The sequence below is a fragment of the Variovorax gossypii genome (genome assembly GCF_003965815.1).
Taxonomy (GTDB): Bacteria; Pseudomonadota; Gammaproteobacteria; order Burkholderiales; family Burkholderiaceae_C; genus Variovorax; species Variovorax gossypii.
The window spans coordinates 927639-953434 of record NZ_RXOE01000001.1 but is presented as its reverse complement, the minus strand read 5'-3'; the positions used below and the strand labels follow the sequence as shown (position 1 = coordinate 953434).

The window sequence follows — 25796 nt, the reverse complement described above, 5'->3', positions numbered from 1 at the left end:
AGAGGCCTTGCGGCTTGATGGTGGCTCCTCGACCTGGGCTCGAACCAGGGACCTACGGATTAACAGTCCGGCGCTCTACCGACTGAGCTATCGAGGAACAAGCCTTAAATTATATGCAATGGTTTTGCCGATTCCGGCCGGCCGGAAGCATTTTTTGCACCGATCCCATCACTTGCGATGACTCTCTGCAACAAACGCCGAGCACAGTCGCAAATGAAAAGCCCCGCTACCTTGTGAGTAGCGGGGCTTCCAGTGGCCTTGCGGCTTGATGGTGGCTCCTCGACCTGGGCTCGAACCAGGGACCTACGGATTAACAGTCCGGCGCTCTACCGACTGAGCTATCGAGGAACAAGCCTTAGATTATAGCGTTCTTTTTCGCTGCTTTTCAACTTCGCGTTCAAAGTGCAACGCTCAGTCCCAGGCGCAGCGTGCGCGGCGCACCGGGGAACAGGTAAACGTGGCTGAACTGGTAGGGCGATTCCTTCCAGTAGCGGCGATCGAAGAGGTTGTCGATCGACAGCGTCCAGCTCGCATTCGCGCCGCGCAGCTTGGTGTCGTAGCGCAGCACAGCATCCACGCGTGTCCACGAGGGCAGCGTGACCGAGCCATCGGGCAGCACGTTGCGGCGGCCTTCGTACGAGAGCTGTCCCGCCACCTCGAGGCCCGGCACCGATGCGAAGCGGTAGGCGGTCTGCGCGCGCAGCACCTGCTTCGGCACGTTCGTGGGCGACTCGCCGTTGAGCGCCGGATTGGCCGTGCTGCCGCGCCGCTTGGCATCGATCAGCGTCAGGCTGCCGCCGATGCGCCACGGCCCCTGGTTCCATTGCGCGCCGGCCTCGAGGCCGCGGTGCACGGCCTTGCCGTCGTTGCGCACCTCGCACAACCCGCTGCACAGGTCGATGTTGGTCATCGGCCGCGAGATGTCGAACCATGCGAGCTGCCAGTTGAAGGCATCGCTGCCGCCCTTGATGCCCAGTTCCCACTGGCGCGAGCGCAGCGCGGGCAGGGCCTGCCCGGCGTTGCTGTACTGCGAGATCTTGTTCGGCACCACCTGCGACTCGACACCGCGCCCCCAGCTCGCATAGGCCATGAGTCCCGGCTGGATGGCATAGCTGGCGGCGATCCACGGCGTGGTCACGTCCTGCTTGTAGCCGGTAGGGTTCGAGCCGTCGTTGCCGATGCTGCTGCGGTCGAGGCGCGTGTGGCGCGCGCCGAGCCATGTGGTGAAGCGGTCGTTCCAGCGGATCGCGTCCTGCACGGAGAACTCGGTCGACTTTTCGTCGCGGTTGGTCTGCGGCGTGGTGGCGTCGGGGGCCGGCGGCACGATGGCCGTGCCCCAGATATTGCCGGTGCCCGCGTAGTTGTAGGCCTGGTTGTCGAAGCGGTTGCGCACGCGGCTCTGCATCAGCCCGAAGCCGAGTTCGTGCCGCACGCTGCCCGTCGTCACGTTGCCCTTGAGGTTGATGCTGCCCGCGGTCTGCGTGCGGCGCTCGTTCTCGCTGCGGAAGTCGTAGACGTCGAAGGTGCCGTCGGAGCAGTAGCGGTCGTAGTTGCCCTCGGCGCCGCAGCCGAAGGCGTAGGCCAGCCGGTCGTCGGTCTTCAGGCGCTGCTGGCCGATCTGCGCGCTCCAGCGCCAGTCGGCGTTCAGTGCCTGGCTGAAGCGCAGCGTGCCCGTCAGCGCCTTGAACACCGAGGGCTGCGACCATGGCTGGTTGTTGAGGTTGATGCGCGGATCGACTGGCGCCGGCAGCACGCTGCCCAGCAGGCTGTAGCCGTTCTGGCTGGGCTGCGTCTTGCGGCTCTGCTCGATCTCGAACTCCAGCACCGAGTCGCGCGTGATGCGCCAGTCGGCCGCGAGCGAGAAGAGATTGCGGTTGCCGTCGAGGTTGTGCGTGAGCGGCTTGAGGTTTTCACTCGCGACGTTGATGCGGTAGCCGAACTGCCGGTTCTCGCCGAAGCGCCCTCCGAGGTCGATGGCGCCGAGCAAACTGCCGCGGCTCGTGGTCTCGATGCGCACCGCGCGCAGGTCCTGTTCGGTGGGCCGCTTCACGACGTAGTTGACCAGCCCGCCCGGCGCGCTGGTGCCGGCCTGTATGCCGCTGGTGCCGCGCAGGATCTCGACGCGCTCCTTGTTGTCGAGCGGAATCGAGGTCTCCGCGCTGATCGGCAGGCCCTCGCGCCGGTAGTTGAAGCGGTTGTCGAGCACGAAGCCGCGCACCGTGAGGTAGTCCCAGTAGCCGGCGGAGTTGTAGGCGTCGGTCACCGACGAGTCGAACTGCGTGAGGTCGGCGAGCCGGCGCGCGCCGCTGGCCTGCAGCTGCTTGCTGTCGATCACCGTGGCCGAGATCGGCAACTCGCGCAGAGGAACGTCGCCGAAGCCGCTGACGTCGGCCTGCGGCGCGGCGGCCGCGTCGTTGACCGTGACCTCGGGCAGCGCTGCCTGCTGCGCATGCGCGCCGCACGCGGCAGTGAAGAGAACGACGGCCAGTGCGCGCGAGACGGGAGAAAGCGGCCAGCTGGAAGGAGAAAGGGGGAGCTCGGACTTGTTCATTCTGTTCAGTTGCCGGCGGCGTCGATGGCCGCCATCCATTGCGCGGCCGTGGCCTCGGGGTCTTCGGCCGCGACCAGCGCGCGCACCACTGCGACGGAGCCGACTCCGGTGGCCAGCACCTCGGGCAGCCGCACGGCATCGATGCCGCCGATGCCGACCTGCGGATAGCCGCGCAGCAGGCGCGCATAGGCGCCGAGCCGGGCCACGCCCTGCGGCGCGGTCGCCATCTTCTTGAGCGTGGTCGGGTACACCGCGCCCATCGCGATGTAGCTTGGGCTCACCTTGTCGGCACGCACCATCTCGGCATAGCCGTGGGTGCTGACGCCCAGGCGCAGGCCGGAGTCGCGCAGCCGCGCCAGGTCTTCGGGCGAGAGCTCATCGAGGTCTTCCTGCCCGAGGTGGATGCCATAGGCACCGGCCGCGATGGCCACCTGCCAATGATCGTTGATGAAGAGCAGCGCGCCGGTGCCTTGCACCGCCTCGACGGCCGCCTGCACCTCGCGCTCGACGGCTGCCGTGTCCGCGGATTTGAACCGCAGTTGCACCGTCGGCACGCCGGCGCGCGCCATGCGGCCCACCCATTGCGCGTCGGGCAGCACGGCGTAGAGGCCCAGCCGTTCGGGGCAGGGCGGAAACGCATCGTCGCGAGCGGTGGGCGGGAAGGGGCGCATGCCGAAGTCCTCGGGCGCATCGGGCCACAGCGTGGCGTCGAAGCCGCTCAGGCGCTGGGTCTGCGCGCGCCAGGCATGGGCCAGGCATTCGGCGTCGATCTCGATGAAGCCCAGCGCCGAGCAGGCCCGCTTGGCACCGCGGTACACCGGATCGTCGGAAGAGAAGTTCGGCGCGCTCGGCGGCGCGGACGTGATGGCGCCGAAGCGCAGCCCGTGCGTCGCGACGATGGCCTGCGCGACGGCGCTGGAATCGAGTGCTGTGCTCATGATTCGTGATGCCAGAAAGGCGTGCCCAGCACCGGCGTGCTGGGCTGCGCTGCCTCTTGCGCGGCCATGGCGCCGGCACGGTGTGCGCTGCGCCCGGCCTGAACCGCGTCGGCAAAGGCGCCGGCCATCGCGACCGGGTCCTGCGCCAGCGCGACGGCGGTGTTCAGAAGCACGCCGTCGTATCCCCACTCCATCACCTGGCAGGCGTGCGAGGGCAGTCCCAGCCCCGCGTCCACCAGCATCGGTACTTTCAGCCGGTCGCGCAGCACCTGCAGCGCATACGGGTTGACCGGGCCGCGGCCGGTGCCGATGGGCGCGGCCCACGGCATCACCGCCTGGCAGCCGACATCGACCAGCCGCTGGCACAGCACGAGGTCTTCGGTGCAGTAGGGCAGCACCTTGAAGCCTTCGCGGATCAGCTGCGACGCCGCATCGACCAGGTTCAGCGTGTCGGGCTGCAGCGTGTAGTCGTCGCCGATCAGCTCGAGCTTGATCCACGGCGTGTCGAACAGCTCGCGTGCCATCTGCGCGGTGGCGACCACCTCCTGCACGCTGTGGCAGCCGGCGGTGTTGGGCAGCACCGGCACCGCGAGCTTGCGCAGCAGTTCCCAGAAGCCGTTGCCGAGGTCGCTGTTGCCCGAGCCCTGGCTGGCCGTCTGGCGGCGCAGCGAGGCGGTCAGCATCGCGGGCTTCGCGCGCTTCACGGCGGCCTCGAGCAGGTCGGGTGAAGGGTAGCGTGCTGTGCCCAGCAGCAGCCGGCTCTGGAAGGTTTCGCCGTAGAGCACCAGCGGGTCGTTCGTGGTCGTCATGCTTGTCGTCTCCATCATTCAACCGCCCGTCACGGGGCGGATCACTTCGATGCGGTCGTCGGGCTGCAGCTCGCGCGAGGCGTAGGCCGAGCGCGGCACGAACTCGCGGTTCACCGCCACCGCGAAAGGCGGCGTGGCATCCAGCGCGGCCAGGGCGTCCGTGAGCGTGGCGTGGTCGGGCAGCGCGAAGGGCTTGTCGTTGATCAGGATGTTCATCGTCATGTGGGGGCAGCCTCCAGGCCGAAGCTTTCCGCGAGCGCCGAGTGGCCTTGCGCCAGCAGCTCCATCGCGGCGTCGAGCATGGCGGGCGCGATCATGAAGCCGTGGCGGTACAGGCCGTTGATCTGCATCACGCGCGGCTGCGGCTGGCGGATGGCAGGGAGGTTGTCGGGCAGCGTGGGCCGGCATTGCGTCGCGATCTCGACGATGCGCGCCTCGGCGAAGCCGCTGTGCACGGCATACGCGGCGCTCAGCAGTTCGAGCGTGGAGCGCACGCTGGCCGGCGACATGTCGTCCGACTCGATCTCTGTCGCGCCGATCACGAACAGGTTGCCGGGCTTGGGTGCGATGTAGAGCGGGTAGCGCGGGTGCACTAGGCGGGTGGGGCGCTGCAGCGTGACTTCGGGCGCATGCACGCGGATCACCTCGCCGCGCACGCCTCGCAGCGCGTTCCACTGAGGCCTTGCGCCGAGACCGCGGCAATCGATCACCCAGTCGGGCTGTCCAGCCGTGCCGGGGGAGAAGTCGGATGGCGCGCGTGCCGATTGCCAATGCAGCGTGACGCGGGCATCCGCCTGCAGCGTGGCGAGCAGTGACGCCAGCAGTGCGCGGTTGTCGAGCTGCCCTTCGCCGGGAAGGAACAGGCCCTGCGCGAAGCGCTGGCCGAGCGAGGGCTCCAGCGCGGCTATCGCACGGGCGTCGATCGATTGCATCGGTGCCAGCTCGGGTACCTGTGCGCCGGTGTTCGCGAGCACGCGCGCGAGCCGCGTGGCTTCGGCGGCGTCCTGTCGGTGCCACAGCACCAACGTGCCTTCGCGCTGGAAGAACACCGGCTGCGCCAGCGATGCCAGCAGCTTGGGCCAGCGCGACAAGGCATGCTGCCCCATGCGCACCACCGACACCGGCGCCACGGCCGATTCGGCCAGCGGCGCGAGCATCGCGGCGGCCACGCGCGCGGCGGCGCCTTCGGCCTCCGGACTGCCGGCCTCGAACACGTCGACCTTGCACCCGGCCTGCGCGAGCGTCAGCGCCATCAGCCGGCCCATGAGGCCCGCGCCGAGGACTGCGACGGAATCGAAAGGCAGGCTCATGCCGGGGCTCCTTCGCGTCGCCGATAATTTTCGGCATGACCCAAGGCAAGACCCAAGAGCCCACCCAGCGCTACGCACGCGTGCTTTCCATTGCCGGTTCCGACAGCGGCGGCGGCGCCGGCATCCAGGCCGATCTCAAGACCTTCGCGGCCCTGGGCTGCTACGGCATGACGGCCATCACCGCGCTCACCGCGCAGAACACGCTGGGCGTCTCGGGCATTCACGGGGTGCCGCCCGACTTCCTCAAGGCGCAGATCCAGGCCGTGGTGGAAGACATCGGCGTCGATGCAGTCAAGCTCGGCATGCTGCACGCGCCCGAGGTGGTCGAGGTGGTGGCCTGGGCCATCGACCGCTACCAGCTGAAGAACGTTGTGCTCGACCCCGTGATGGTCGCCACCAGCGGTGACCGCCTGATCGCGGCCGAGACGGTGCAGGTGCTGGTGCGCGAGCTGTTCCCGCGCGCCGTGGTCGTCACGCCCAATCTCGACGAGGCCGCCTTGCTGGTGGGCCATGCCATCGAAGGCATCGATGCGCTCGACGGCGCGGCCGACGAACTTCTCGCTCTCGGCGCGAAGGCCGTGCTGCTCAAGGGCGGCCATCTGCCGGGCAACGAGGTGGTCGACGTGCTGCTGCAGGCCGGCGGTGACCGCCGGCGCCTGGCTTCCGCGCGCATCGAAAGCCGCAACCTGCACGGCACGGGCTGCACGCTGTCGTCCGCCATCGCCGCGCACCTTGCACTGGGCGCGACGCTGCCCGATGCGGTCGAGCGGGCGCGTGCCTACATCCTCGGCGCGATGGCCGCGGGAGCGAACGTGAAGATCGGCGCGGGTCATGGCCCCCTCAACCACGGCTTTGCGCCAGTGCCGACGCACCGCCTTGCGCTGAAGGCCGGCTGAGCCAGGCGAGCGCGAAGGTCGCGGCGAGCGTCGGCAGTGCGGAGCCGAACTGCGGCGCCCACTTCGCGAGCGCGTGGTAGGACGCGATGCCCGCGATCCAGATCAGAGCCGCGCCGAAATCGATCTTGCGCCGCGCGCCTTGCGGCGACACCGCCTCACCGCTGCCGAGCCGGCCGATGATCACGCCGTACAGCGGCACGAACACCGAACTCAACAGCAGCAGGAAGGGCTCCAGCGTATGCATCGGCAGCACCAGCGCCAGCGCGATGCACAGGGCGGCCAGCAGCAGGCCCCAGCGCTTCACGCTCCAGCGTGGCAGCAGGCTGTGCGTGGAGACAGAGCCCGAATAGACATCGCCGTAAGCGTTGTCGAGCTCGTCGATCAGGATCAGTCCCAGCGCCACGAGGCCACCCTGCGCCAGCAGCAGCGCGGTGACGAGGCCCGTGCCCGGCTCGGCCACGCTCACCACCATCACGCCCAGCGCATAGCACCAGACGTTCGCGAGCGCATAGCCGATCCAGGTGCCGCCGAACGCGCCGCCCAGGCCGCCAGCGCTGCGCTTGCCGTGCCGAGCGTAGTCGGCCACCAGCGGCAGCCATGACACCGGCATCGCGATCACCAGGTCGAGCGCGCCGAACATGCCCATCGTGCCGTCGCCCTGGCGTGTCCAGAAGGCATCCAGCCCCTTGGCCTGCAGCTGCGTCGCGAACTGCCAAGTGAGCCACAGCAGCGACAGCACCACCAGCGGCAGGCCGAAACGGCTCACGAAGCGCCGCACCAGCTTCACCATCGAGCCCGCGAGCAGCGCCAGCAGCACCGCGCCCCACAGCAGCGTGGTCAGCACGCCGCCCCAGAAACTGCCCAGTGCCGGGCCCACGACCGTCTGGCCGATGGCCTGCGTGCCTTCGCGCATCACGACGAGTTCGAAGGTGGTCCAGCCCACCAGCTGAACGATGTTGAGCAGTACCGGCAGGCGCGCGAAGGCGCTGCCGTAGGTGGCATGCATGAGCCCCGCGCTCGCCAGTCCGCTCTGGCAGCCCAGCCGCGCGGTCCAGGCCAGCAGGCCGGCGCCGATGCAGGAGCCGAGCACGATGGCGATGGCGGCGTCGCGCGTGCCCACGGCAGGAACCAGGTAGGCGCCGATCTGCATCACGAGCAGGCCCACGCCGAGGCTGAACCAGAGCGAGGCATGGTCGTGCCAGCCGAATACACGCTGGGAAGCGGAAAGCGGTGTCAGCGCTTCGTTGGAGACGGCTGCGCTGTCGGCGCTGTCGTTGTTGTCGTGTGCCATCCGTTTGCTCCAGTGCAAAAGGTTTGGCAGGTGGGCGAGGCCCCAGTGGCGCGGCTTTCACGCGAGAAGGCGTGAGACGCCACCGGACCAGCTTCCCTGCGCGAGGATTACCTCAATCAGGTTCAAAGGGACTTTCTCAGCCGGTCGGCAAGCCGCCCAGCACCCCTAGCAAGTGCGCCCCGGGAACCCGCGGCGCGGGCCGGAGTTTACCGCTGCCGGGAAGCCGCAATGGCAGGCGTGCCTTTGCAGGGCAGGGAAAACCCGGGGGCGAGGAGGGGCGGGGCGAGAATCGTCGCGAGCAGAAGAACGACCAACAGAAGAAACGGGAGCGCATGCCGATAAGCGAGCAGGAAGAAAAAATGGAGAGGAACTTGCATGGCCGATGACGATTTCGAGGGCCCCCGCCTGCGCCGTTTCAGGGTCGACGTAGGCACCATCATCTGCGCCGTCGCGCTGGTGCAGTCGCTGCTGCTGGTGGCGTTCGGCTACTGGGCGGCCGAGAAGCTGGTGTCCAGGGTAGGCACCGCCGCGCACAAGATCAATCACGACAGGGTCGAGGACAACGTGCTCGCCTTCCTCGCCAAGACCGAGGGCGTGATCCGCTCGATCGCCGATTCGCCGAGCGTTCATGCGACGGGAGAAGACGGCGAGCAGACCGCGGAGATGCTCTGGACCATGCTCGAGCAGACCCCGGAGCTCGACAGCATCAACGTTGCCACCGACGACGGCCACGTGCTGATGGCCGTGCGCTACCCGGTCCCGGCCATCCGGCAGGTGCTGCGCGGTCCGGAGTTCAGCACCGAGACCTGGCAGTACAAGAGCTCGCCCGATCTCGACGGCGGCGATGCGAAGCAGCGCTTCGCAACGACGGCCATCTCCGCCTACCGCAGCGACTTCGACCCCGAGAAGCGCACCTGGTACCTGGAGGCCATGAAGGCCAAAGGCCCGGTGTGGACCGAGCCCTTCCTGATGAGCGATGCGCAGGAGCTCGCCATCGGCCATGCGCGGCCTTCAGGGCGTGTCGACGACGAAGGCCACAGGCGCGGGCTCGTGGTCGACGGCAACGTGTCGCTGGGGCACCTGTCGAGGCTGGTGCGAATCTTCGGCGCGCTGGGCAGCGGCGAAAGCGCCTTGCTGAGCTCGGACCATCATGTGGTCGCGCGCAGCGACCATCCCGAGCCGGTGCGCGAGCTGGAGTCTCCCGACACCGGCGTGCTCGGCGCCATCCACTCGCACATGCTGGCGACCAGCACCGCGGGCGGCGCCGACGACCTGGCCTTCTCCATCGAGCACGAAGGGCGCCGCTACCTCGTGCAGACCTCGCACATCCCGCATACCCGCTGGCAGCTCGTCAGCTGGGAGCCCGAAGAGCAGCTGCTCGGCGGCCTGCATCGCTCGGTGCTGTGGTCGCTGCTGCTGACGGTGAGCTTTCTCGGGCTGGCGCTGTTCATTTCGCTGCGACTGTCGAAGCTGGTGACCGGGCCCATCGAGAACCTCTCGCGCGTCGCGCGCCGCATCGGGCGGCTGGAGCTCGACAACCTGCCGATCGAACCCAGTCGGGTGCTGGAGATTCAGCACCTCAATCAGGCGCTGGACGAGTCGGCGCGCAGCCTCAAGGCCTTCAGCAAGTTCGTGCCGGTGGACATCATCCGGCAGCTCGTGGCCGAAGGGCACGCGCTGGGGCCGAGCGGATCACCGCGCCGCATCACCGCGATGTTCACCGACGTCGAGGGCTTCACCACCATCTCGGAGTCGATGCCGGCCGACGTGCTCGTGAGGCAGCTGACCGAATACTTCAGCCTCGCCGCCGGCATTTTCGCGCGGCATGGCGGCGTGATCGACAAGTTCATGGGCGACGGCATCATGGTGCTGTGGGGAGCGCCGACCGAGCTGGACGAGCCCGAATACCGGGCTTGCCTGGCGGCACTCGAACTGCATGCGGAGATGAATGCGCTCAACGACAAATGGCGCAGCGAAGGCCTGCCCGAGTTCCGCACGCGCGTCGGCATCCACACCGGCCACGTGATCGCGGGAGTGCTCGGGTCGAGCGATCGCCTCTCCTACACCGCCATCGGCGACGCGATCAATGCGGCCAGCCGCATCGAGGGTGCGAACAAGGAGCTGGGCACGCGCACGCTGATCTCGGAGGCCACCTTCGAAGGGCTGGGCGGCAGGCTCGCCACGCGCCGTATCGAGGAGCTTGCCGAGCTGCGCGGCCGGCAGACGCGGATGGTGCTCTACGAGCTGCTACAGGTCGAGCACCAGCCGGGGTGAGCGGGTCCGCGAGCAGCAGGGCAGGAACTGGTCGTTGGCGGCCTGTTCCTCGGGCGTGAGGTAGAGGTCGCGATGCTCGATTTCGCCTTCGAGCACGCGCGTGAGGCAGGTGCCGCACACGCCTTGCGCGCAGGACACGGGGATGTCGATGCCCTCGGCCGCCAGCGCGTCCACGACGCTGAGCGAGGCCGGCACGCGCACCACGCGGCCGGAGCTGCGCAGCTCGACTTCGAACTCGCCTTGTTCGCCCGCTGCCGGCAGGGTGCCCGAGAAGTATTCGAAGTGCACCTGCGCGTCCGGCCATTGCAGTTCGCGCGCGGCGGCACGCACTGCCTCCAGGAAGCCCTGCGGGCCGCACACGTAGATGCGCCTGCCGGGCGCCGGGTGTCCGATGGTCGAAGCCAGATCGAGTCGCTGCGCGGGCGGTCCGTCGTCATGGTGGAAGAACACCTTGTCCGCGAACGAGCTGGCTTCCAGCCGACGCCGGTAGGGTGCGCGCGCGGCGGTGCGGCTGCAGCAGTGCAGTGCGAACCCCGCACCCAGCGCTGCAAGCCGCTGGGCCATCGACAGCAACGGCGTCACGCCGATGCCGCCGGCCAGCAGCAGGCTGTGCACGGCGTCTTCGTGGAGCGGGAAGTGGTTGCGCGGCGGGCTGATGCTCAGCACAGAGCCTTCATGCACCGCGTCGTGCATCGCCAGCGAACCGCCGCGCGAGGCGGCATCGCGCAGCACGCCGATCTCGTAGTGCCCGTCCTGTGCGGGCAGGTTGCACAGGGAATACTGGCGCACCAGCCCGCCCGGCAGGGCCACGTCGATGTGCGCGCCGGGTGCGAAGCCCGGCAGCCGGGCGCCATCCGCCGAGACCAGACGGAAGCCGGCCACGCCCTCGGCCTCCACCGTCTTGCGTGCCACCCGAACGGCGATGGACTGGCCCGCAGCCGCCACCGCGCTCATTCGCGTACGAGGAAGTTGCCGGCTTCGAAATGCACGGGCGGCGTCGCGGGATCGAAGCTCACACCGGCCGGGTCGCGGCCCTCGCGCACCGCGTCGAGCTGGCGCTGCAGCAGCCGGCGCAGCATCACGATGCCGCGGTCCGAGCTGGCCAGGTGCTCTTCCGAATGCGCCGTGATCGCGCCCTGGCTCACTTGCGCCTCGTAGTCGCCGGGAAAGGCGCGGTGCTCGGCCTCGGTCAGCTCTTCCCACAGCTTGCCGTTCAGCCGCGAGCGCACGCGGGCCAAGTCGCCGGGCGTCTTCACGCGGCCCACGGTGTAGATGCGGAAGCTGTGGTCGTCGATGGGCAGCACCCAGCCGATGGATTCCACCCGGCCGTAGGCCGCCACGCGCGGGTTCGGCACCACGCGCAGCGTGGGCAGCACCGGGCCGGCCACGCGGCGGAAGGTGCTGCCGTCCTCCGTCTTGCGGATCGAGATGATCTTCACGCCGGTCTCGGTGCTCTCGAAGGTCACGTCGGGCATCTGGCCCATCAGCGCGACGAACTGGGTGCCGCTGAAGCTGCCGTGCAGCACGGGCACGTGGAAGGGGTCGGCCACGTTCTCGTAGTGCTGCAGCCAGTTGCACGGAATGATTTGCGGTCCACCGCCGCCGATGCTGTTGCCGTCGGCCTCGAGCGTCTCGCCTTCGTCCAGTGCCTCCAGGCAGTCGTAGCGCGGGAGCACGGGCTTCTTCTCTGCCGGGCCGAGGTAGGCCCAGATCAGGCCGTACTGCTCCTGCACCGGATACCAGGGCTGGCGCACGCGGCCGCGGCTGCGCGCGCCGCCATCGGGTTCGCAGGGCTGGTCGACGCAGTGGCCCTGCACGTCGAACATCCAGCCGTGGTAGCAGCAGCGGATGCCTTCTTCCTCGACGCGACCGTAGTAGAGCGAGGCGCCCCGGTGCGCGCAGCGCCAGTGCACGAGGCCCGCGCGGCCTTTCTTGTCGCGGAACAGGATCAGGTCTTCACCGAGCACGCGCACCTGGCGCGGCGTGTCCGTGGCGTCGGCTGAGAGGCCGATGGGGTGCCAGTAGCGGCGCAGCAATTCGCCCATGGGCGTGCCCGCGCCGACCTCGGTCAGTTCGGGCTTGTGGCTGGGCGGCTTGCGGCCATAGGCGGTGCCGGTGTCGAAGGCGATCGGCTGCCATTCGGTGGGGGATGCGGATGCGACGGTGCTCATTCGGGAGTGACTCCTGCGGCCTTGATCAGGTCCGCGACACGGGGAAAGTCGGCCTTGTAGCTGGCCCTGAACTCGGCGGGCGTGCTGCCCAGCGGCTCGAATCCGAAGCCGGCCAGGCGCTCCTGGATGTCGGGCATCTTCGTGATCTCGCGAAGCGCGGTGGACCATTCGTCGAGCACGGGCTGCGGTGTTTTCGCGGGCGCGTACACGCCGATCCAGCTGTCGAGGTCGAAGCCCGCGAAGCCCTGCTCGGTGAAGGTGGGCACGTTGGGCATCGAGCGCACGCGCTGGCGGCCGGTGATGCCCAGCACCTTGATGCGGCCGGCCTGCGCGAGGCCGCGCGCGGTCGACGGGTTGGCCCAGGCCACGCCCAGCGCCTCGCCGAACATGTCGTTGTGCGCGGCGGCCTCGGCCTTGTAGGGCACGTGGACCAGGTCCAGGCCGTTCTGCCTCGCCAGCAGCTCGCCGAACAGGTGCGCGTTGGAGCCGTTGCCCCAGGTTCCGTACGAGATGCCGGGGTGCGCCTTGGCATAGGCCACGAATTCGCGCACGTTCGAGAACGGCGCCGAGGCGCGCGCGATCAGCATCGGGCCGCCGGTGGCCAGCTGCGAAAGCGGCTCGAAGTCCTTCACCGGGTCGTAGGGCAGCTTCGGCTGCAGCACCACGTTGTTGATGTGCGTGAGCGGCAGGGTAAGCAGCACGGTGTAGCCGTCGGGTGCTGCCTTGGCGACGGTGTCTGCGGCGATGGTGCCGCTCGCGCCGGGCCTGGCCTCGACGATCACCGGCTGGTTCCAGCGGGCCTTGAGCTTCTCGGCGTAGACGCGGGCGATGGTGTCCATCGGGCCGCCGCCGGAGCCGAACGGGATGATGCGCACCACGCGGTTGGGAAAGTGCGGGGCCTGCGCGAAGGCGGGCAGGGCGAGTGTCGCGAGGCCTGCGCCGAGGGTGCCCAGCGCGCGGCGGCGGGTGGCCTCGCCGGGCGGCGAGGGTCTGAACCGATTCATCGTGTCTCCAGTCGTGATGTACTTGTGCGCTCGACGATACGGACAGCCCGCCCCACGGGCAATTCGAAGCTTTGAATATGAGATATGGCCCAACGTGATATCCGCAGCCTCGACGTCGGCATGCTGCGGACCTTCGATGCGCTGATGCGCGAGCGCAGCGTGTCGCGCGCGGCGACGAGGCTCTTCCTGAGCCAGCCCGCCGTGAGCGCCTCGCTCAACCGCTTGCGCGACACCTTCGGCGACCCGCTCTTCACCCGTACCGCGCATGGCGTGGAGCCCACGGCCCGCGCGCAGGCCCTGGCCGGGCAGGTGGAGCGCGTGCTGGCCGACCTGTCGGCGATGCTGGAGCCCGGCGAGGGTTTCGACCCGGCGGCCTCGCAGCGCATCTTCCGCATCTCGGGCGGCGACTACGCCAGCCACCTGCTGCTGCCGAGGCTGGCCAACGAGCTGGTGGCCAGCGGCTCGCGCATCCGCATCTACTGGGAGACCAGTTCCTTCCTCACGCTGACCGAGCGTCTGCGCAAGGGCGACTTCGACATCGCGGTGCTCCCGCGGCTGCAGCCGCCGAGCGATTGCGAATCGGAGCTGCTCTACGAAGACCGCTACGTGGTCGCCGTGCGCCTGGGCCACCCGACGATGACGCGGCAGGCCACGCTCGACGCCTTCTGCGAGGCCCCGCACGTGTTCCTGGGTTACGGCAGCTCGGCACTGGACGATCTCATCGACCAGGTGCTGGCGCGGCTGGGGCGCACGCGCACCATGAGCGTGGCGATGACCAGCTTCGGACAGATCGTCGACCTGCTGGCGCAGACCGACCATGTCGCCGTGATGCCGCTGCGCGTGGCGGAGCGCTTTCGCCACCTGCTGGCGGTGCACCCGCTGCCTTTCGAGCTGCAGGGCTACCGCTCGGTGGTGTGCTGGAACCGGCGCTCCAACTCGGATGCCGGCGTGCTGTGGCTGAAGGACGCGCTGCTGCGCATCGGGCGCGACGCGCCGGCCGAGGGCACCGCTAGCGCGGCCTGAGCCTGCGCGCGAACGCCTCCAGCCCGTCGATGGTGATCTGGATGTGCCGCTCGAAGCTGCTGTCCAGCGGCACCGTCGTGCCGTTGTCCCAGCGCAGGATGAAGGCCTTGTTGGCCAGCTGCGCCAGGTTGCGCGTGAGCACCGGGTGGTCGAGCGGGCGGATCGTGTGCACGCGCTCGCGAAGTTCCTCGGCCCAGGCCTGGGTGTTGTCGGCGGGCAGGGGCGAGAACTCCATCGTCAGGAAGCCCAGCATCGCGGCCACCACGCAGTTGTAGGCCTCCAGCAGCGGCTCGCCCTCGAAGCCGGCTTCGGTCAGTGCGGCCAGCACGCCCTCGACCAGCTCCATCGGCAGGCTGCCGTTCGATACCAGTTGCGCGCCCAGCAGCTGTGCCACGTTGGGGTGCCGCCGCACCGCGGCCCGGCAGCGGCGGAACAGCTCGGCGATCCAGTCCTGCCATGCGAGCTTGCCGGGCGGCGGCAGCACTTCGGCCATGACGAGCGCCGCAACTTCGGCCAGCAGGGCCTCGCGCGTGCTCACGTGCCAGTGCACCGTGGCCGGATACACGTCGAGCCGCGCCGCTACCTCGCGCATGCTGAAGGCACCCAGGCCGAACTCGTCGATCTGCGCCAGTGCTTCCTCGGCGATGCGCTGCTTCGTCAGGCCGCCGCCACCGGCGGGGCGGCCGGCCGTACGGGGTTTCTGGACCTTTTGGGGCGAATTCTTCGTCATGGTTGCAGCCATTGTGCTGCAGTCGGGTTGACTGTATAAACAAATTAAATTGAGCATCGATCAATAAATCGCGCTGCAAGCGACGGGCGCACCACCTTCGAAGGACATCGCCATGGCCCATTCCGACATCGACCAAGCCCTTGCAGCCGCGCACGGCCGCTTCACCGAGAGCAACCCGGCCAGCCATCGCCAGTTCGAGGAACAGGCGCGCTACATGCCCGGCGCCAACAGCCGTTCGGTGCTGTTCTACGCGCCGTTCCCGCTGACGATCGCCAGGGGAGAGGGCGCCACGCTGTGGGACGCCGACGGTCATCGCTATGCCGACTTCATTGCGGAGTACACGGCCGGCGTCTACGGCCACTCGGCGCCCGAGATCCGCGAAGCCGTCGTCGGTGCGATGCAGGGCGGCATCAACCTCACGGGCCACAACCTGCTCGAAGGCCGGCTCGCAAGGCTCATCTGCGAGCGCTTTCCGCAGATCGAGCAGCTTCGCTTCACCAACTCGGGTACCGAGGCGAACCTGATGGCACTGACCGCGGCATTGCACTTCACGGGCCGCCGCAAGATCGTCGTGTTCTCGGGCGGCTACCACGGTGGCGTGCTGGGCTTCGGCGCAAAGCCGTCGCCGACGACGGTGCCTTTCGACTTCCTCGTGCTGCCCTACAACGACACGCAGACAGCACGCGAGCAGATCGACAAGCATGGCCCCGAGATCGCCGCCGTCCTGCTGGAGCCGATGCAAGGCGCCAGCGGCTGCATTCCGGGCCGCCTGGAGTTCCTGCAGGCGCTGCGCGAATCGGCCACGCGCGTCGGTGCGCTGCTGATCTTCGACGAGGTGATGACTTCGCGCCTGGCGCCGCACGGGCTGGCGAACAAGCTTGGCATCCGCTCGGACCTGACCACGCTGGGCAAGTACATCGGCGGCGGCATGTCCTTCGGCGCCTTCGGCGGCCGTGCCGACGTGATGGCTCTGTTCGACCCGCGCACCGGGCCGCTGGCCCATTCGGGCACCTTCAACAACAACGTGCTGACGATGGCGGCCGGGCACGCCGGGCTCACGAAGCTGTTCACGCCGGAAGCGGCCGGTGCGCTGGCCGACAGGGGCGATGCGATGCGGACGCGGCTCGATGCGCTGTGCGCCGGGGAGGGCGTCGCGATGCAGTTCACCGGCATCGGCTCGTTGATGAACGCGCATTTCGTGGCCGGCGAGGTGCGCAGCACCGACGACCTGGCACTGGTCGATGCCCGCCTGCGCCAGCTGCTGTTCTTCCACTTGCTGAGCGAGGGCATCTACACCTCGCCGCGCGGCTTCGTGGTGTTGTCGCTGCCGCTGACCGACGCGGACATCGACCGCTACGTGGCCGCCATCGGCAGCTTCATCGGTGAATACAGGGCACTGCTGCCCCGCGCGAACTAGCTAGCGGGAGCCGGCCACGCCCAGCAGCTCGTGCAGGCGGGTGCTGGTGGTCGTGTACTGCAGCGGCACGGCCTTGCCGGGGAACACGATGGCCGTGGCACCCCAGGCAGCCAGCGTGGCCTCGTGGAAGCCGCAGACGATGAGCTTCTTCTTGCCCGGGTAGGTGTTGATGTCGCCCACCGCGAACACGCCGCGCTCGCGGGTTTCGTACTTCTCGGTGTCGACCGGCACCTGCTTGCGCTCCAGCTCCAGGCCCCAGTCGGCGATGGGGCCGAGGCGCGGCGAGATGCCGAGGCAGGCGACCAGCGCGTCGAGCGGAAGGTCGACGGTGGTCGCGTCGGGCGTGGTGATCTGCAGTTGCTTCCCATCGAAAGCCGTGGGCTGGCCGACCTTGAAGGCCAGCTGGCCGGCGGCCACGAGGGCGCGCATGGCCGAGACGGTCGCTTCCTCGGCCTGGAAGCCGTCGCGTCGGTGCACCAGCGTGACCTGCTTGGCGACAGTCGTGAGCGCGATGGCGGTTTCGAGCGCGATGTCGTCACCGCCGTTGACCACCACCGTCTGTCCGGCGAAGCGGTCCAGCGAATCGGGGTGATAGAAGAGCGAGCTGCCCTCGAATTGCGCAATACCCTCGACGGCGATGCGCTTGGGCACGAAGGCGCCGACGCCGGCTGCGATGAACACGGTCTTCGCAAGGAATGCCTTGCCTGCCGACGTGGTCAGCAGCAGCCGCCCATCGGCCTCGCGCGCCAGGGTGGAAACCTGCTCGCCGAAGTGGAATTGCGGTTTGAACGGTGCCACCTGCTGCAGCAGCGACTGCGCCAGGTCGCGCCCGCTGGTCACCGGCGTGCCGGGAATGTCGTAGATGGGCTTGTCGCCATACAGCGCCACGCACTGGCCGCCCGCGGCGGGCAGTGCATCGACGATGTGGCAGGAGATTTCGAGCAGGCCCAGCTGGAAGGCCTGGAACAGCCCCACGGGGCCGGCGCCGACGATCAGGGCGTCGGTCTCGATCGGAAGAGCGGCGGGAACGGCGGGCTGGTTCAGCGCACCAGCTCCCCGACCTTGTCCGTCTTGTCCTTCCACTCCTCGGCGTCGGGCAGGGCGGGCTTGCGCTTGGTGATGCTCTTCCAGCCGTCGGCCTGGGCCAGCTCGGCGTTGATCTTGATGAAGGCGATCTGGTTGGCCGGCAGGTCTTCCTCGGCGTAGATCGCGTTGACCGGGCACTCGGGGATGCAGACCGCGCAGTCGATGCATTCGTCCGGGTCGATCACCAGCATGTTGGGACCTTCGCGGAAACAGTCGACGGGGCAAACGTCCACGCAGTCGGTGTATTTGCAACGGATGCAGGCTTCGGAGACGACGTGGGTCATTTGTTTTTTGGCGTCAGTGGTGAGGTCGGGGAAAACCCGGGATTTTAGGCCTTTGCGGCGGAGGGCTGCACGAGCACGGCAGCGGCGGTCCTGTGGGAGGCCGTATCGACCAGCACGAGGGAGCCCAGGGCACGCGATTGCGTGAAGGGCAGCACGGCCAGCGGCTGCTGCAGCGCCAGCACCACGTCGCCGATGGAATTGGCTTCCAGCTGCGTCGCCGGCTCGGAATCGAGCGTCGTGATGTTCACGCGGTCGACGATGCGCGCCACCTTGGCCTTCACCCAGCGATGGCCCTGCAGTGCCCAGTACACACGGCCCGCGACCAGCGGCTCGTCGTCGAGCCAGGCCACGGTGGCGGTGATCTCGCGCACCGGCTCGAAGGCGCCGGGCGCCAGCAGCCAGTCGCCGCGCGACACGTCGACCTCGCGGTCGAGCACGATGCCGGCGCTGTGGCCCGCATGCACCGCCTTGGGCTGGCGCGTGTGGCTCAGCACCTGGGCGACGGTGGCGGTCTGGTTGCTCGGCAGCACGGTCACGCGCTGGCCCGGCTCCACGTGGCCCGAGGCGACGCGGCCCCAGAACACGCGGCGACCCTGCGAGGTGTCGGCCGACGACGAGAACTTCTCGACCCACTGCACCGGGAAGGCGAAGGGCACGGCTTCGTCCTGCGCGGTGACCGGCAGTTCCTCGAGCAGCTCGAGCAGGCTCGGGCCCTCGTAGCCGACCCAGTCGGCGTGGCGCGTGGCCACGTTCCAGCCCTTGAGCGCGGAGATCGGCACGATGCCCGCTACCTTCACGCCGGCCGCTTCGGCAAAGGCGTTCAGCGCGGCCGAGATGCGCTCGAAGGCCAGGCCGGCATCGCCGATGGCATCGAGTTTGTTCACGGCGAACACGATCGACTGCACGCGCAGCAGATGGCACAGCAGCGAGTGGCGGCGCGTCTGCGGCAGCAGTTCGCGCTTGACCACGGTGCCGTCTTCCACTTCGGCGGCCCAGGCCAGCTTGGTCGCGTCGACCAGCACCACGGCGGCGTCGGCGGCCGAGGCGGCCGTGACCATGTTGCGCGTGTACTGCTCATGGCCCGGCGCGTCGCCGATGATGAACTTGCGCTTGGCGGTCGAGAAGTAGCGGTAGGCCACGTCGATGGTGATGCCCTGCTCGCGCTCGGCAGAGAGGCCGTCGGTCAGCAGCGCGAGGTCGGTCTCGCCGCCGCGCTGCACGCCGGCCAGCTGGTCCTGCAGCACGGTCTTGCTGTCGACCAGCAGTCGGCCGATGAGCGTGCTCTTGCCGTCGTCGACCGAGCCGCAGGTGATGAAGCGCAGGGCGGTGCCGGTGTCGCCGTGGACGTCGGCGGGCGAGGCGTTGGAAATTACGGCAGCGTTCATTGAGTGGTTCTCCAATTCGTGGAACACCGCGGAACCGGCTTTGCCGGGCCGCTGGTGTTGCCCCCTTCGAGGGGGTGGGCGTAGCGACACGAAGTGCGCGAAGCCTGGGGGTGGGTCAGAAATACCCGTCTTTCTTTCGCTTTTCCATGGATGCTTCGGACGTCATGTCGTCCATGCGCGTGGCTCCGCGCTCGCTCACGTCGACCGACAGGGTCTCTAGCACCACGTCGCTCGCGTCTGCCGCCAGGCTTTCCACCGGGCAGGTGGTGGTGATGTCGCCCACGGTGCGGAAGCGCACGTCGCGCACCTGCACCGTCTCGCCGTCGCGCGGCGGGGTGAGATCGGTCACGGGCACCAGCAGGCCGCGGCGCTCCACCACTTCGCGCCTGTGCGTGTAGTAGATCGAGGGCAGGCCGACTTCCTCGCGGGCGATGTACTGCCACACGTCGAGCTCGGTCCAGTTCGAGATCGGGAACACGCGGAAGTGTTCGCCCGGGGCGAGGCGGGTGTTGAACAGCGTCCACAGCTCGGGGCGCTGGTCCTTGGGCTGCCATTGGCCGAAGCTGTCGCGGTGCGAAAAGATGCGCTCCTTGGCGCGCGCCTTTTCCTCGTCGCGACGGGCGCCGCCGATCAGCGCGTCGAAGCGGAATTCTTCAATCGCCTCCAGCAGCGTCACCGACTGGTGCGCATTGCGCGACTCGCCCGGGTGGGCCAGGCGCACGGTGCCGCGCTTCATCGAGTCTTCCACGCTGCGCACGATCAGCTCTGCGCCCAGTTCCTTCGCGCGCTGGTCACGGTAGGCCGTGACCTCGGGGAAGTTGTGACCGGTGTCGATCATCAGCAGCGGATAGGGAATGCGGCCGACGCCGAACGCCTTCTCCGCGCACTTCAGCAGCACCAGCGAATCCTTGCCGCCCGAGAACAGCAGGGTGGGGCGCTCGAAGGCGGCCGCGACTTCGCGCAGGATGAAGATGGTTTCTTCCTCCAGCGCATCGAGGTGCGTGTTGGAAAGGTGCGCGGGCGGCAGCAGCAGATCGGTTTCGGTACGGGCGTTCATCGGAGGATGGGGCTGGATGCGGTTGGTCGGTGCGGTGCAGGCGCTCAGTGCGCGAGATGCAGTCCGCACTCGCGGTTGTCTTCGCCCTTGGTCGGGTCGACGTAGTCGAAGTTGTTGGGCAGGCCGTGCTTCACGCAGTACTCGTGCAGATCCTTGGACGACCAGTGCAGCAGCGGCGCGACCTTGATCAGGCCGTCGGGATTCACGCTGACCGGGTCCATCTGCGCACGCACGGCCGTGTCGGTGGCGCGCAGCGCGGTGAACCAGACCTTGGGCGCTGTCTCGCGCAGCGCGCGGGCGAAGGGCTCCAGCTTCACCTCTTCGGTGAAGGCGGCATGGCGCGGATCGTCGAGCGCCGGCGTCGGGCCTTCCACTGCCTCTCGGTGCGCGCGCGAGCGGCGCGGCAGGTAGATGTGCAGGTCCAGGCCCAGTTGCTTCGTCACCTCGTCGGCGAAGCGGTAGGTGGCTTCGGTGTTGTAGCCGTTGTCCATCCAGATCACCGGCACGTCGCGCTTCACGCGCGTGACCATGTGCAGGATCACGGCCTCGAAGGGCCGGAAGTTCGTGGTGACGATCGCGGGCTGGCCCAGGCCGAGTGCCCAGTCCACCAGGCCTTCCGAGTTGCGGCCGAGTTCGGCGTTGATGCGTTCGAGGTCGATGCTCATCTCAGGTGCTTCCACGCGTCTCAGTTGCCGACCGCGAAATGCGGCGCGGTCTTCACCGCATCGCCCTGGTAGAAGGCGGCGAAGCGGTCGAACTGGCGCTGCGCGTCGGAGGCGTCCACGCCTTCCTTGAGCACGGCGCTGGAGAAGCCGGTGCGTTCCATCTGCACCAGCTGGTCGATCAGCACGTCGCCCGTGGCGCGGATGTCGCCCGTGAAGCCGAGGCGGCGGCGCAGCAGGAAGGCCTGGCTGTAGGCGCGGCCGTCGGTGAACTTCGGAAAGTGCAGGTCGATGCGCTCGATGTCCGCCAGGCACACCTCGATGGCGAGCGGATCGGCGTCGTTGGCCAGCTGCAGCACCTTCGGGTCGCCGTCGTCGATGTGTTCTTCGGCTGCCAGGATGTTCAGGGTCTTTTTCATGCTGCTTCCTCCACCTTGAAACGCGCACCGTTGGCGGCGACCTTGAACGGGTCGTGGCCCACGCGGCGCAGTGTGTCGATGAAGTTCTCTCCGCTTTCGCGGGTGTCGCGGTAGGTGTTGAGCACGGCCTCGATCACGCCGGGCACTTCTGCCGCCGAGAACGAGGGGCCGACCACCTTGCCGGCCTGCGGCGTGCCGCTGAGCGCGGAGCCGTCGGAGCCGCCGAGGGTGACCTGGTACCACTCCTTGCCGTCCTTGTCGACGCCCAGGATGCCGATATGGCCGCTGTGGTGGTGGCCGCACGAATTGATGCAGCCGCTGATGTGCAGGTCGATCTCGCCCAGGTCGTCGAGCTCGTCGAGGTCCTGGTAGCGCTCGGTGATGGCTTCGGCGACGGGAATGGAGCGTGCGTTGGCCAGCGCGCAGAAGTCGCCGCCGGGGCAGGCGATCATGTCCGTCAGCAGGTGCACGTTGGCGCTGGCGAAGCCGGCGGCGCGGGCGGCGAGCCACAGCGCGTGCAGGTCTTCGGCGTGCACCCAGGGCAGCACCACGTTCTGGTCGTGCGTCACGCGGGCTTCGCCGGCCGAGAAGCGGTCGGCCAGTTCGGCGAGCGTGTCGAGCTGGTCGGCCGACGCGTCGCCGGGCGCCTGCTTCAGGCGCTTGAACGACAGCGTCACGGCACGCAGGGCCGGGTTCTTGTGCGGCGCCACGTTGCGCGCGAGCCAGCGGGCGAACTGCACGTCGTCGGCGGCGTGGGCGCGCAGCTCGGCGTCGGTCTTCTCGGCGCTCTGCAGCACGCGGGTGGCCAGCGTCGGCGGCACGAAGGAGGCGGCCACGCGGTCGTACTCTTCCTGCGTGATGGTGTGCGGCCCGCCGTCGTGCTCGAGGATCTGCTTGTACTCGGCCTCGACGTCGTCGATGTAGCGCTGGCCCTCGGCCTTCACCAGGATCTTGATGCGCGCCTTGTAGATGTTGTCGCGGCGGCCGTAGCGGTTGTAGACGCGGATCACGGCCTCGAGGTAGTTCATGATCTGCTGCCACGGCAGGAACTCGCGCAGCACCGTGCCCACGATGGGCGTACGGCCCATGCCGCCGCCCACCTGCACGCGGAAGCCGATCTGGCCGGCTTCGTTCTTCACCACGTGCAGGCCCACGTCGTGCCAGCCGGTGGCGGCGCGGTCCTCGGTGGCGCCGGTGATGGCGATCTTGAACTTGCGCGGCAGGAACGCGAACTCGGGGTGCAGCGTGCTCCACTGGCGCATGATTTCCGCGAACGGGCGCGGGTCGGCCACTTCGTCGATGGCGATGCCGGCGCGCTCGTCGCTGGTGATGTTGCGGATGCAGTTGCCGCTGGTCTGGATGCCGTGCATGTCGACCGAGGCCAGCAGGTCCATCACGTCGGCCGACTTGGCCAGCGGAATCCAGTTGTACTGGACGTTCTGGCGGGTCGAGAAATGGGCGTAGTGGGTGGGCAGCTTGTGGCTGCCGAGCTGGCCTTGCGTTTCGATGGCCTTCTTGTAGACCTCGGCCTCGGGCTCGTCGTACTCGCGTGCGATGCGCGCCAGCACGCGCAGCTGTCGGCTCGACAGTTCGCCATAAGGCACGGCCACGCGCAGCATCGGCGCGTAGCGCTGCACATACCAGCCGTTTTGCAGGCGCAGGGGGCGGAACTCGTCTTCGGCGAGCTTGCCCTTCTGCCAGCGTTCGAGCTGGTCGCGGAACTGGGCAGCCCGTTGGTGGACGAACTGGCGGTCGAATTCTGTGTATTGGTACATCGTGCGTGTGTCTTGAGGAAGTGCGGTGCCGCGCGTGGAACGGGGCACCCCAGCAAGAAGGCGCGATTTTCCAAGTGCTCCTTATGGAACCAAACTATTTTTTGGTTCGCGCTTTATGCGGATAAGCTTATTCGCCAGCATCCATGCGGGTTGCGGGATGGTTGGATGCTTATTCCGGATAAGGCGGGAGGGCCGGCACGGAGGCGCCGGACCGCGTAAATCCGGGAGCCGGAAGACAGCCCGATGAATGTGCGAGAAATGTCGGGTGCGCGCAATGCCCGATTGGCCGACAGGCCGGCTGCCGGAATTGCTCCGGTCCCGAGCGCCCGTTCCCGGCGAGCGTGCATGTGCTGTTCGCCGGCATCGAGGCCGGCGGCGGGCCGGTCAATCCAGTGCCAGATTGGCTTTTTTCGCGAGCGCCTGCCAACGCTGCAGTTCCTGCGTCACGAAGGCTGTGGTTTGTTCCGCCGTGGCCGGCGCGGGCACGACACCCGCGGCTGTATAGCCCGCCTGCACTTCGGGCTTCTGCAGGGCTTGCCCGATGGCCGCGTTGAGGGCGCGCACGCGCTCGGCGGGCACGCCCGCGGGCGTGGCCACGACGAACCATTGATCCGCGTCGAAACCGGGCAGCCCGGCCTCGCGCAGCGTGGGTACGTCGGGCAGCGTGGCCGAGCGAGTCGCAGTCGTCACGCCGTATGCGTGCAGCCTGCCTGCCTTGATGTGCGGCAGGACGGGGGTGATGCCGAGCATCCCCAGCGGTACTTGCCCGCCCACCACGTCCGTGACGGCCTGGCTGCCTCCTTTGTAGGGCACATGCACTATCTGCGTGCGTGCGATCTGGTTCATCAGCTCACCGGCCAGGTGCTGGCTGGTTCCGTTGCCGGACGAGGCGAAGCTGAAGGCCTTGGGATCCTTTCCGGCGGCGGCGAGCAACCCGGCCAGCGTGGGCGGCAAGGAGCTGGCCGTGGTGCTTACCAGCACCATCGGGCCCTTGGCCAGTGTGGCCACGCCGGTCAGCTCCTTGCCGATCTGGGGGACAGGAATGTTGGTCAGGTTCGGCCCGGGAACGGTGACCACCGTCAGCCCGTCATGCGGGGCCCTTGCGGCTGCCTGCAATGCGATAGCTCCCGCAGCGCCTGGCCGGTTGTCCACGATCACCGATTGCCCGAGTATCTGTTCGACCTGTCGTGCGACAAGGCGCGTGAGGATGTCCACGCTGCCGCCGGGTGGCTGACCGACCAGCCACGTGATGGGCCGGCCCGTCGCGGCGCCCTGGGCGAAGAGACGGGGCGAGGCGGCCAGCGCCACGGCGCCGCCCAAGGCGGCCAACGCGCCGCGACGTGAAGGAAAGGGCATGTCGTTCATGGTTGGCTCACTGTCCGTCGAGTTGGCCGGGCGGGGTGTTGGGATGCTGCGCAAAACTGTCCTGGAACGCCTTCACCAGCTTGAGCACCGGCCCCAGCACCCATGTGTTGTGGACCAGCACGTCCGTCGTTTCCTTGGGGTCGCGGGTGGTGTTGAAAAGGTACGGCGACTCCAGCTTGCCCTTTCCTTCGTTGACCTCGGGCTCCCAGTAGAAATGCAGTTTCCAGTCGCGCCACTTCACGGCGCGCAGATCGTTTTTGATATAGAACGGAAAACCCTCGCGCGCCGATTTCTCGCACTCGCCCAGCAAGAAGGGCAACTGGTCCACGCCGTCGATTGGCCGGTCCTGCGGCACGGCGGCACCGGCCACGCCGGCCAGCGTCGTGAACAAGTCGGTCACGTGGACGATCTCGTTGCTCGTGCGGCCGGCTGCAATGCGGCCCGGCCAGCGTGCAATGAAGGGCACGCGCAGGCTGCCTTCCATGGCCGTGTGATAGGTGCCGCTCCAGGGGCCGGCGGTGCCGCGATAAGGCGCCCGGAACTCGGGCCCGTTGTCGCTGCAGAAGATCAGGAGCGTGTTGTCGGCCGCACCCAGCTCGTCCAGTGCCCTGATCACCTGGCCGACGCGGTGGTCCATTTCCACCATCGAATCCGCGAAGTCGCCGGCACCGGTGCGGCCCGCGAAGTCGGGGTGCGGCAGCGTGGGGAAATGCAGGTGCACAAGGGGCAGGTAGAGGAAGAAAGGCGTACCGGCTTCGGCGTGGCGCTTCATGAAGCCGATGGACATGTCCACCAGATCGGCATCGATCTGCCGCCGTGCATCCAGGTCGTACACCTTCACGTTCTCCGAGGGCTCGCCGCTGCGGCCGCGCATGATCCAGGGCAGGTCCACCACGGAGGGGTCGAAGCCGACCGTCGAGGTGAACTGGCTCTCGTCGGTGGTGCGCGGAATGCCGTACCACTCGTCGAAGCCCCGGTCCGAAGGAAAACGCCCGGGCACGTCGCCCAGGTGCCACTTGCCGTAGTGCGCGGTGGCATAGCCTCGCGCCGACAGCAACTGGGCCAGCGTGATCTCGCGCCGGGTCAGCCCCTGGGGGAGGCCCGGCGGCACCGACTGCAGGCAGCCGGTGCGAATCGGGTGCCGGCCGCTCATCAGGGCCGAGCGGGTCGGCACGCAGTCGCTTTCGACATTGAAGTTCTGAAGCAGCAAGCCCTGCTTCGCAAGGGCGTCGATGTTCGGCGTGGGCGCGCCGCGCAATGCGCCTCCGCCGTAGCAGCCCAGCTCACCCCAGCCGAGGTTGTCGGCGACGATGAGGACGATGTTCGGTGCAGAGGAGTGCGTTGGCATG

23 protein-coding genes, 2 tRNA genes and 1 riboswitch are annotated in these 25796 nt (G+C 68.3%); of the genes, 4 read left to right on the top strand and 21 right to left on the bottom strand.

Going from position 1 to position 25796, the window contains the following annotated elements; translation table 11 throughout:
- Positions 1-21: 21 nt before the first annotated feature.
- The 7 genes from EJP69_RS04385 to EJP69_RS04355 all read right to left on the bottom strand — a co-directional run bounded on the left by EJP69_RS04385 (position 22) and on the right by EJP69_RS04355 (position 5608).
- Positions 22-97 (bottom strand) — tRNA-Asn (locus EJP69_RS04385).
- 175 nt (positions 98-272) lie between these two features.
- Positions 273-348, bottom strand: a tRNA-Asn gene (locus EJP69_RS04380).
- A gap of 49 nt (positions 349-397) precedes the next feature.
- Positions 398-2551, bottom strand: a complete 2154-nt coding sequence (locus EJP69_RS04375) for a TonB-dependent siderophore receptor (RefSeq protein WP_126468832.1) — start codon at positions 2549-2551, stop codon at positions 398-400.
- 5 nt (positions 2552-2556) lie between these two features.
- Positions 2557-3489, bottom strand: coding sequence for a thiamine phosphate synthase (gene thiE, locus EJP69_RS04370; RefSeq protein ID WP_126468831.1), 933 nt, complete (start codon positions 3487-3489; stop codon positions 2557-2559).
- The gene (locus EJP69_RS04365; protein ID WP_093302647.1) at positions 3486-4298 is read right to left on the bottom strand and encodes a thiazole synthase; all 813 of its coding nucleotides are present in this window, start codon (positions 4296-4298) and stop codon (positions 3486-3488) included. The genes thiE and EJP69_RS04365 overlap by 4 nt, the downstream gene beginning before the upstream one ends.
- A gap of 18 nt (positions 4299-4316) precedes the next feature.
- Positions 4317-4520, bottom strand: a complete 204-nt coding sequence (thiS, locus tag EJP69_RS04360; protein ID WP_093195467.1) for a sulfur carrier protein ThiS — start codon at positions 4518-4520, stop codon at positions 4317-4319.
- Complete coding sequence (locus EJP69_RS04355) at positions 4517-5608, bottom strand: FAD-dependent oxidoreductase (protein WP_126468830.1); 1092 nt, start codon at positions 5606-5608, stop codon at positions 4517-4519. Before EJP69_RS04355 ends, thiS begins: the two co-directional genes overlap by 4 nt.
- A 35-nt stretch (positions 5609-5643) precedes the next feature.
- Between EJP69_RS04355 and thiD the strand changes: the two genes are divergently transcribed.
- On the top strand, positions 5644-6504 hold the full coding sequence (gene thiD, locus EJP69_RS04350) for a bifunctional hydroxymethylpyrimidine kinase/phosphomethylpyrimidine kinase (protein WP_126468829.1): 861 nt from the start codon (positions 5644-5646) through the stop codon (positions 6502-6504).
- Here thiD and EJP69_RS04345 read toward each other — a convergent pair.
- Positions 6449-7795 (bottom strand): purine-cytosine permease family protein, encoded by a 1347-nt coding sequence (locus tag EJP69_RS04345; RefSeq protein WP_126468828.1) that lies wholly within the window; start codon positions 7793-7795, stop codon positions 6449-6451. The two genes, thiD and EJP69_RS04345, sit on opposite strands and share 56 nt — an antisense overlap.
- Positions 7796-7871: 76 nt before the next feature.
- Positions 7872-7972: riboswitch (TPP riboswitch) on the bottom strand.
- Positions 7973-8170: 198 nt separating this feature from the next.
- Here EJP69_RS04345 and EJP69_RS04340 point away from each other — a divergent pair.
- Positions 8171-10069, top strand: a complete 1899-nt coding sequence (locus tag EJP69_RS04340) for an adenylate/guanylate cyclase domain-containing protein (protein ID WP_126468827.1) — start codon at positions 8171-8173, stop codon at positions 10067-10069.
- Here EJP69_RS04340 and EJP69_RS04335 read toward each other — a convergent pair.
- Genes EJP69_RS04335 through EJP69_RS04325 form a run of 3 tightly spaced genes read right to left on the bottom strand, consistent with a single transcriptional unit; the run spans position 10043 to position 13244 of the window.
- Complete coding sequence (locus EJP69_RS04335; RefSeq protein ID WP_126468826.1) at positions 10043-11023, bottom strand: PDR/VanB family oxidoreductase; 981 nt, start codon at positions 11021-11023, stop codon at positions 10043-10045. The two genes, EJP69_RS04340 and EJP69_RS04335, sit on opposite strands and share 27 nt — an antisense overlap.
- Entirely contained in the window at positions 11020-12240 is a 1221-nt protein-coding gene (locus EJP69_RS04330; RefSeq protein WP_126468825.1) for an aromatic ring-hydroxylating dioxygenase subunit alpha, read from the bottom strand. The genes EJP69_RS04335 and EJP69_RS04330 overlap by 4 nt, the downstream gene beginning before the upstream one ends.
- Positions 12237-13244, bottom strand: coding sequence for a Bug family tripartite tricarboxylate transporter substrate binding protein (locus EJP69_RS04325; RefSeq protein ID WP_126468824.1), 1008 nt, complete (start codon positions 13242-13244; stop codon positions 12237-12239). The genes EJP69_RS04330 and EJP69_RS04325 overlap by 4 nt, the downstream gene beginning before the upstream one ends.
- Positions 13245-13328: 84 nt before the next feature.
- Here EJP69_RS04325 and EJP69_RS04320 point away from each other — a divergent pair, with 84 nt between their 5' ends.
- On the top strand, positions 13329-14267 hold the full coding sequence (locus EJP69_RS04320) for a LysR family transcriptional regulator (RefSeq protein WP_093195459.1): 939 nt from the start codon (positions 13329-13331) through the stop codon (positions 14265-14267).
- Here the strand turns inward: EJP69_RS04320 and EJP69_RS04315 are convergent.
- Complete coding sequence (locus EJP69_RS04315) at positions 14254-14997, bottom strand: TetR/AcrR family transcriptional regulator (protein WP_170217038.1); 744 nt, start codon at positions 14995-14997, stop codon at positions 14254-14256. The two genes, EJP69_RS04320 and EJP69_RS04315, sit on opposite strands and share 14 nt — an antisense overlap.
- Positions 14998-15109: 112 nt before the next feature.
- Between EJP69_RS04315 and EJP69_RS04310 the strand changes: the two genes are divergently transcribed.
- The gene (locus EJP69_RS04310; RefSeq protein ID WP_126468822.1) at positions 15110-16414 is read left to right on the top strand and encodes an aspartate aminotransferase family protein; all 1305 of its coding nucleotides are present in this window, start codon (positions 15110-15112) and stop codon (positions 16412-16414) included.
- Here the strand turns inward: EJP69_RS04310 and EJP69_RS04305 are convergent, their stop codons facing one another.
- The 9 genes from EJP69_RS04305 to EJP69_RS04260 form a co-directional block, all read right to left on the bottom strand.
- A complete protein-coding gene (locus tag EJP69_RS04305) occupies positions 16415-17497 on the bottom strand; it encodes an NAD(P)/FAD-dependent oxidoreductase (protein WP_240652032.1) in 1083 nt (360 codons plus the stop codon).
- Complete coding sequence (fdxA, locus tag EJP69_RS04300; protein WP_093195456.1) at positions 17455-17784, bottom strand: ferredoxin FdxA; 330 nt, start codon at positions 17782-17784, stop codon at positions 17455-17457. The genes EJP69_RS04305 and fdxA overlap by 43 nt, the downstream gene beginning before the upstream one ends.
- Positions 17785-17828: 44 nt before the next feature.
- A complete protein-coding gene (locus EJP69_RS04295) occupies positions 17829-19169 on the bottom strand; it encodes a sulfate adenylyltransferase subunit 1 (protein WP_093195455.1) in 1341 nt (446 codons plus the stop codon).
- A gap of 115 nt (positions 19170-19284) precedes the next feature.
- Entirely contained in the window at positions 19285-20226 is a 942-nt protein-coding gene (gene cysD, locus EJP69_RS04285; RefSeq protein ID WP_126468821.1) for a sulfate adenylyltransferase subunit CysD, read from the bottom strand.
- Between the two features lie 44 nt (positions 20227-20270).
- Entirely contained in the window at positions 20271-20891 is a 621-nt protein-coding gene (locus tag EJP69_RS04280) for a phosphoadenosine phosphosulfate reductase domain-containing protein (protein ID WP_093302672.1), read from the bottom strand.
- Positions 20892-20911: 20 nt separating this feature from the next.
- Positions 20912-21307 carry a DUF934 domain-containing protein gene (locus tag EJP69_RS04275; RefSeq protein WP_093195452.1) on the bottom strand — a complete coding sequence of 132 codons (396 nt, stop codon included), beginning with the start codon at positions 21305-21307 and terminating at the stop codon, positions 20912-20914.
- The gene (locus EJP69_RS04270) at positions 21304-23082 is read right to left on the bottom strand and encodes a nitrite/sulfite reductase (RefSeq protein ID WP_093195451.1); all 1779 of its coding nucleotides are present in this window, start codon (positions 23080-23082) and stop codon (positions 21304-21306) included. Before EJP69_RS04270 ends, EJP69_RS04275 begins: the two co-directional genes overlap by 4 nt.
- Before the next feature lie 384 nt (positions 23083-23466).
- Positions 23467-24447, bottom strand: coding sequence for a tripartite tricarboxylate transporter substrate-binding protein (locus EJP69_RS04265; protein ID WP_240652031.1), 981 nt, complete (start codon positions 24445-24447; stop codon positions 23467-23469).
- A gap of 7 nt (positions 24448-24454) precedes the next feature.
- Positions 24455-25795, bottom strand: a complete 1341-nt coding sequence (locus EJP69_RS04260; RefSeq protein ID WP_126468819.1) for an arylsulfatase — start codon at positions 25793-25795, stop codon at positions 24455-24457.
- Position 25796: the final 1 nt, after the last annotated feature.

Bases quoted from the DNA above. Each gene is read 5' to 3' on its own strand.
- EJP69_RS04375 (WP_126468832.1), bottom strand. From the start codon at position 2,551: ATGAACAAGTCCGAGCTCCCCCTTTCTCCTTCCAGCTGGCCGCTTTCT.
- thiE (WP_126468831.1), bottom strand. From the start codon at position 3,489: ATGAGCACAGCACTCGATTCCAGCGCCGTCGCGCAGGCCATCGTCGCG.
- EJP69_RS04365 (WP_093302647.1), bottom strand. From the start codon at position 4,298: ATGACGACCACGAACGACCCGCTGGTGCTCTACGGCGAAACCTTCCAG.
- thiS (WP_093195467.1), bottom strand. From the start codon at position 4,520: ATGACGATGAACATCCTGATCAACGACAAGCCCTTCGCGCTGCCCGAC.
- EJP69_RS04355 (WP_126468830.1), bottom strand. From the start codon at position 5,608: ATGAGCCTGCCTTTCGATTCCGTCGCAGTCCTCGGCGCGGGCCTCATG.
- thiD (WP_126468829.1), top strand. From the start codon at position 5,644: ATGACCCAAGGCAAGACCCAAGAGCCCACCCAGCGCTACGCACGCGTG.
- EJP69_RS04345 (WP_126468828.1), bottom strand. From the start codon at position 7,795: ATGGCACACGACAACAACGACAGCGCCGACAGCGCAGCCGTCTCCAAC.
- EJP69_RS04340 (WP_126468827.1), top strand. From the start codon at position 8,171: ATGGCCGATGACGATTTCGAGGGCCCCCGCCTGCGCCGTTTCAGGGTC.
- EJP69_RS04335 (WP_126468826.1), bottom strand. From the start codon at position 11,023: ATGAGCGCGGTGGCGGCTGCGGGCCAGTCCATCGCCGTTCGGGTGGCA.
- EJP69_RS04330 (WP_126468825.1), bottom strand. From the start codon at position 12,240: ATGAGCACCGTCGCATCCGCATCCCCCACCGAATGGCAGCCGATCGCC.
- EJP69_RS04325 (WP_126468824.1), bottom strand. From the start codon at position 13,244: ATGAATCGGTTCAGACCCTCGCCGCCCGGCGAGGCCACCCGCCGCCGC.
- EJP69_RS04320 (WP_093195459.1), top strand. From the start codon at position 13,329: ATGGCCCAACGTGATATCCGCAGCCTCGACGTCGGCATGCTGCGGACC.
- EJP69_RS04315 (WP_170217038.1), bottom strand. From the start codon at position 14,997: ATGACGAAGAATTCGCCCCAAAAGGTCCAGAAACCCCGTACGGCCGGC.
- EJP69_RS04310 (WP_126468822.1), top strand. From the start codon at position 15,110: ATGGCCCATTCCGACATCGACCAAGCCCTTGCAGCCGCGCACGGCCGC.
- fdxA (WP_093195456.1), bottom strand. From the start codon at position 17,784: ATGACCCACGTCGTCTCCGAAGCCTGCATCCGTTGCAAATACACCGAC.
- EJP69_RS04295 (WP_093195455.1), bottom strand. From the start codon at position 19,169: ATGAACGCTGCCGTAATTTCCAACGCCTCGCCCGCCGACGTCCACGGC.
- cysD (WP_126468821.1), bottom strand. From the start codon at position 20,226: ATGAACGCCCGTACCGAAACCGATCTGCTGCTGCCGCCCGCGCACCTT.
- EJP69_RS04280 (WP_093302672.1), bottom strand. From the start codon at position 20,891: ATGAGCATCGACCTCGAACGCATCAACGCCGAACTCGGCCGCAACTCG.
- EJP69_RS04275 (WP_093195452.1), bottom strand. From the start codon at position 21,307: ATGAAAAAGACCCTGAACATCCTGGCAGCCGAAGAACACATCGACGAC.
- EJP69_RS04270 (WP_093195451.1), bottom strand. From the start codon at position 23,082: ATGTACCAATACACAGAATTCGACCGCCAGTTCGTCCACCAACGGGCT.
- EJP69_RS04265 (WP_240652031.1), bottom strand. From the start codon at position 24,447: ATGAACGACATGCCCTTTCCTTCACGTCGCGGCGCGTTGGCCGCCTTG.
- EJP69_RS04260 (WP_126468819.1), bottom strand. From the start codon at position 25,795: ATGCCAACGCACTCCTCTGCACCGAACATCGTCCTCATCGTCGCCGAC.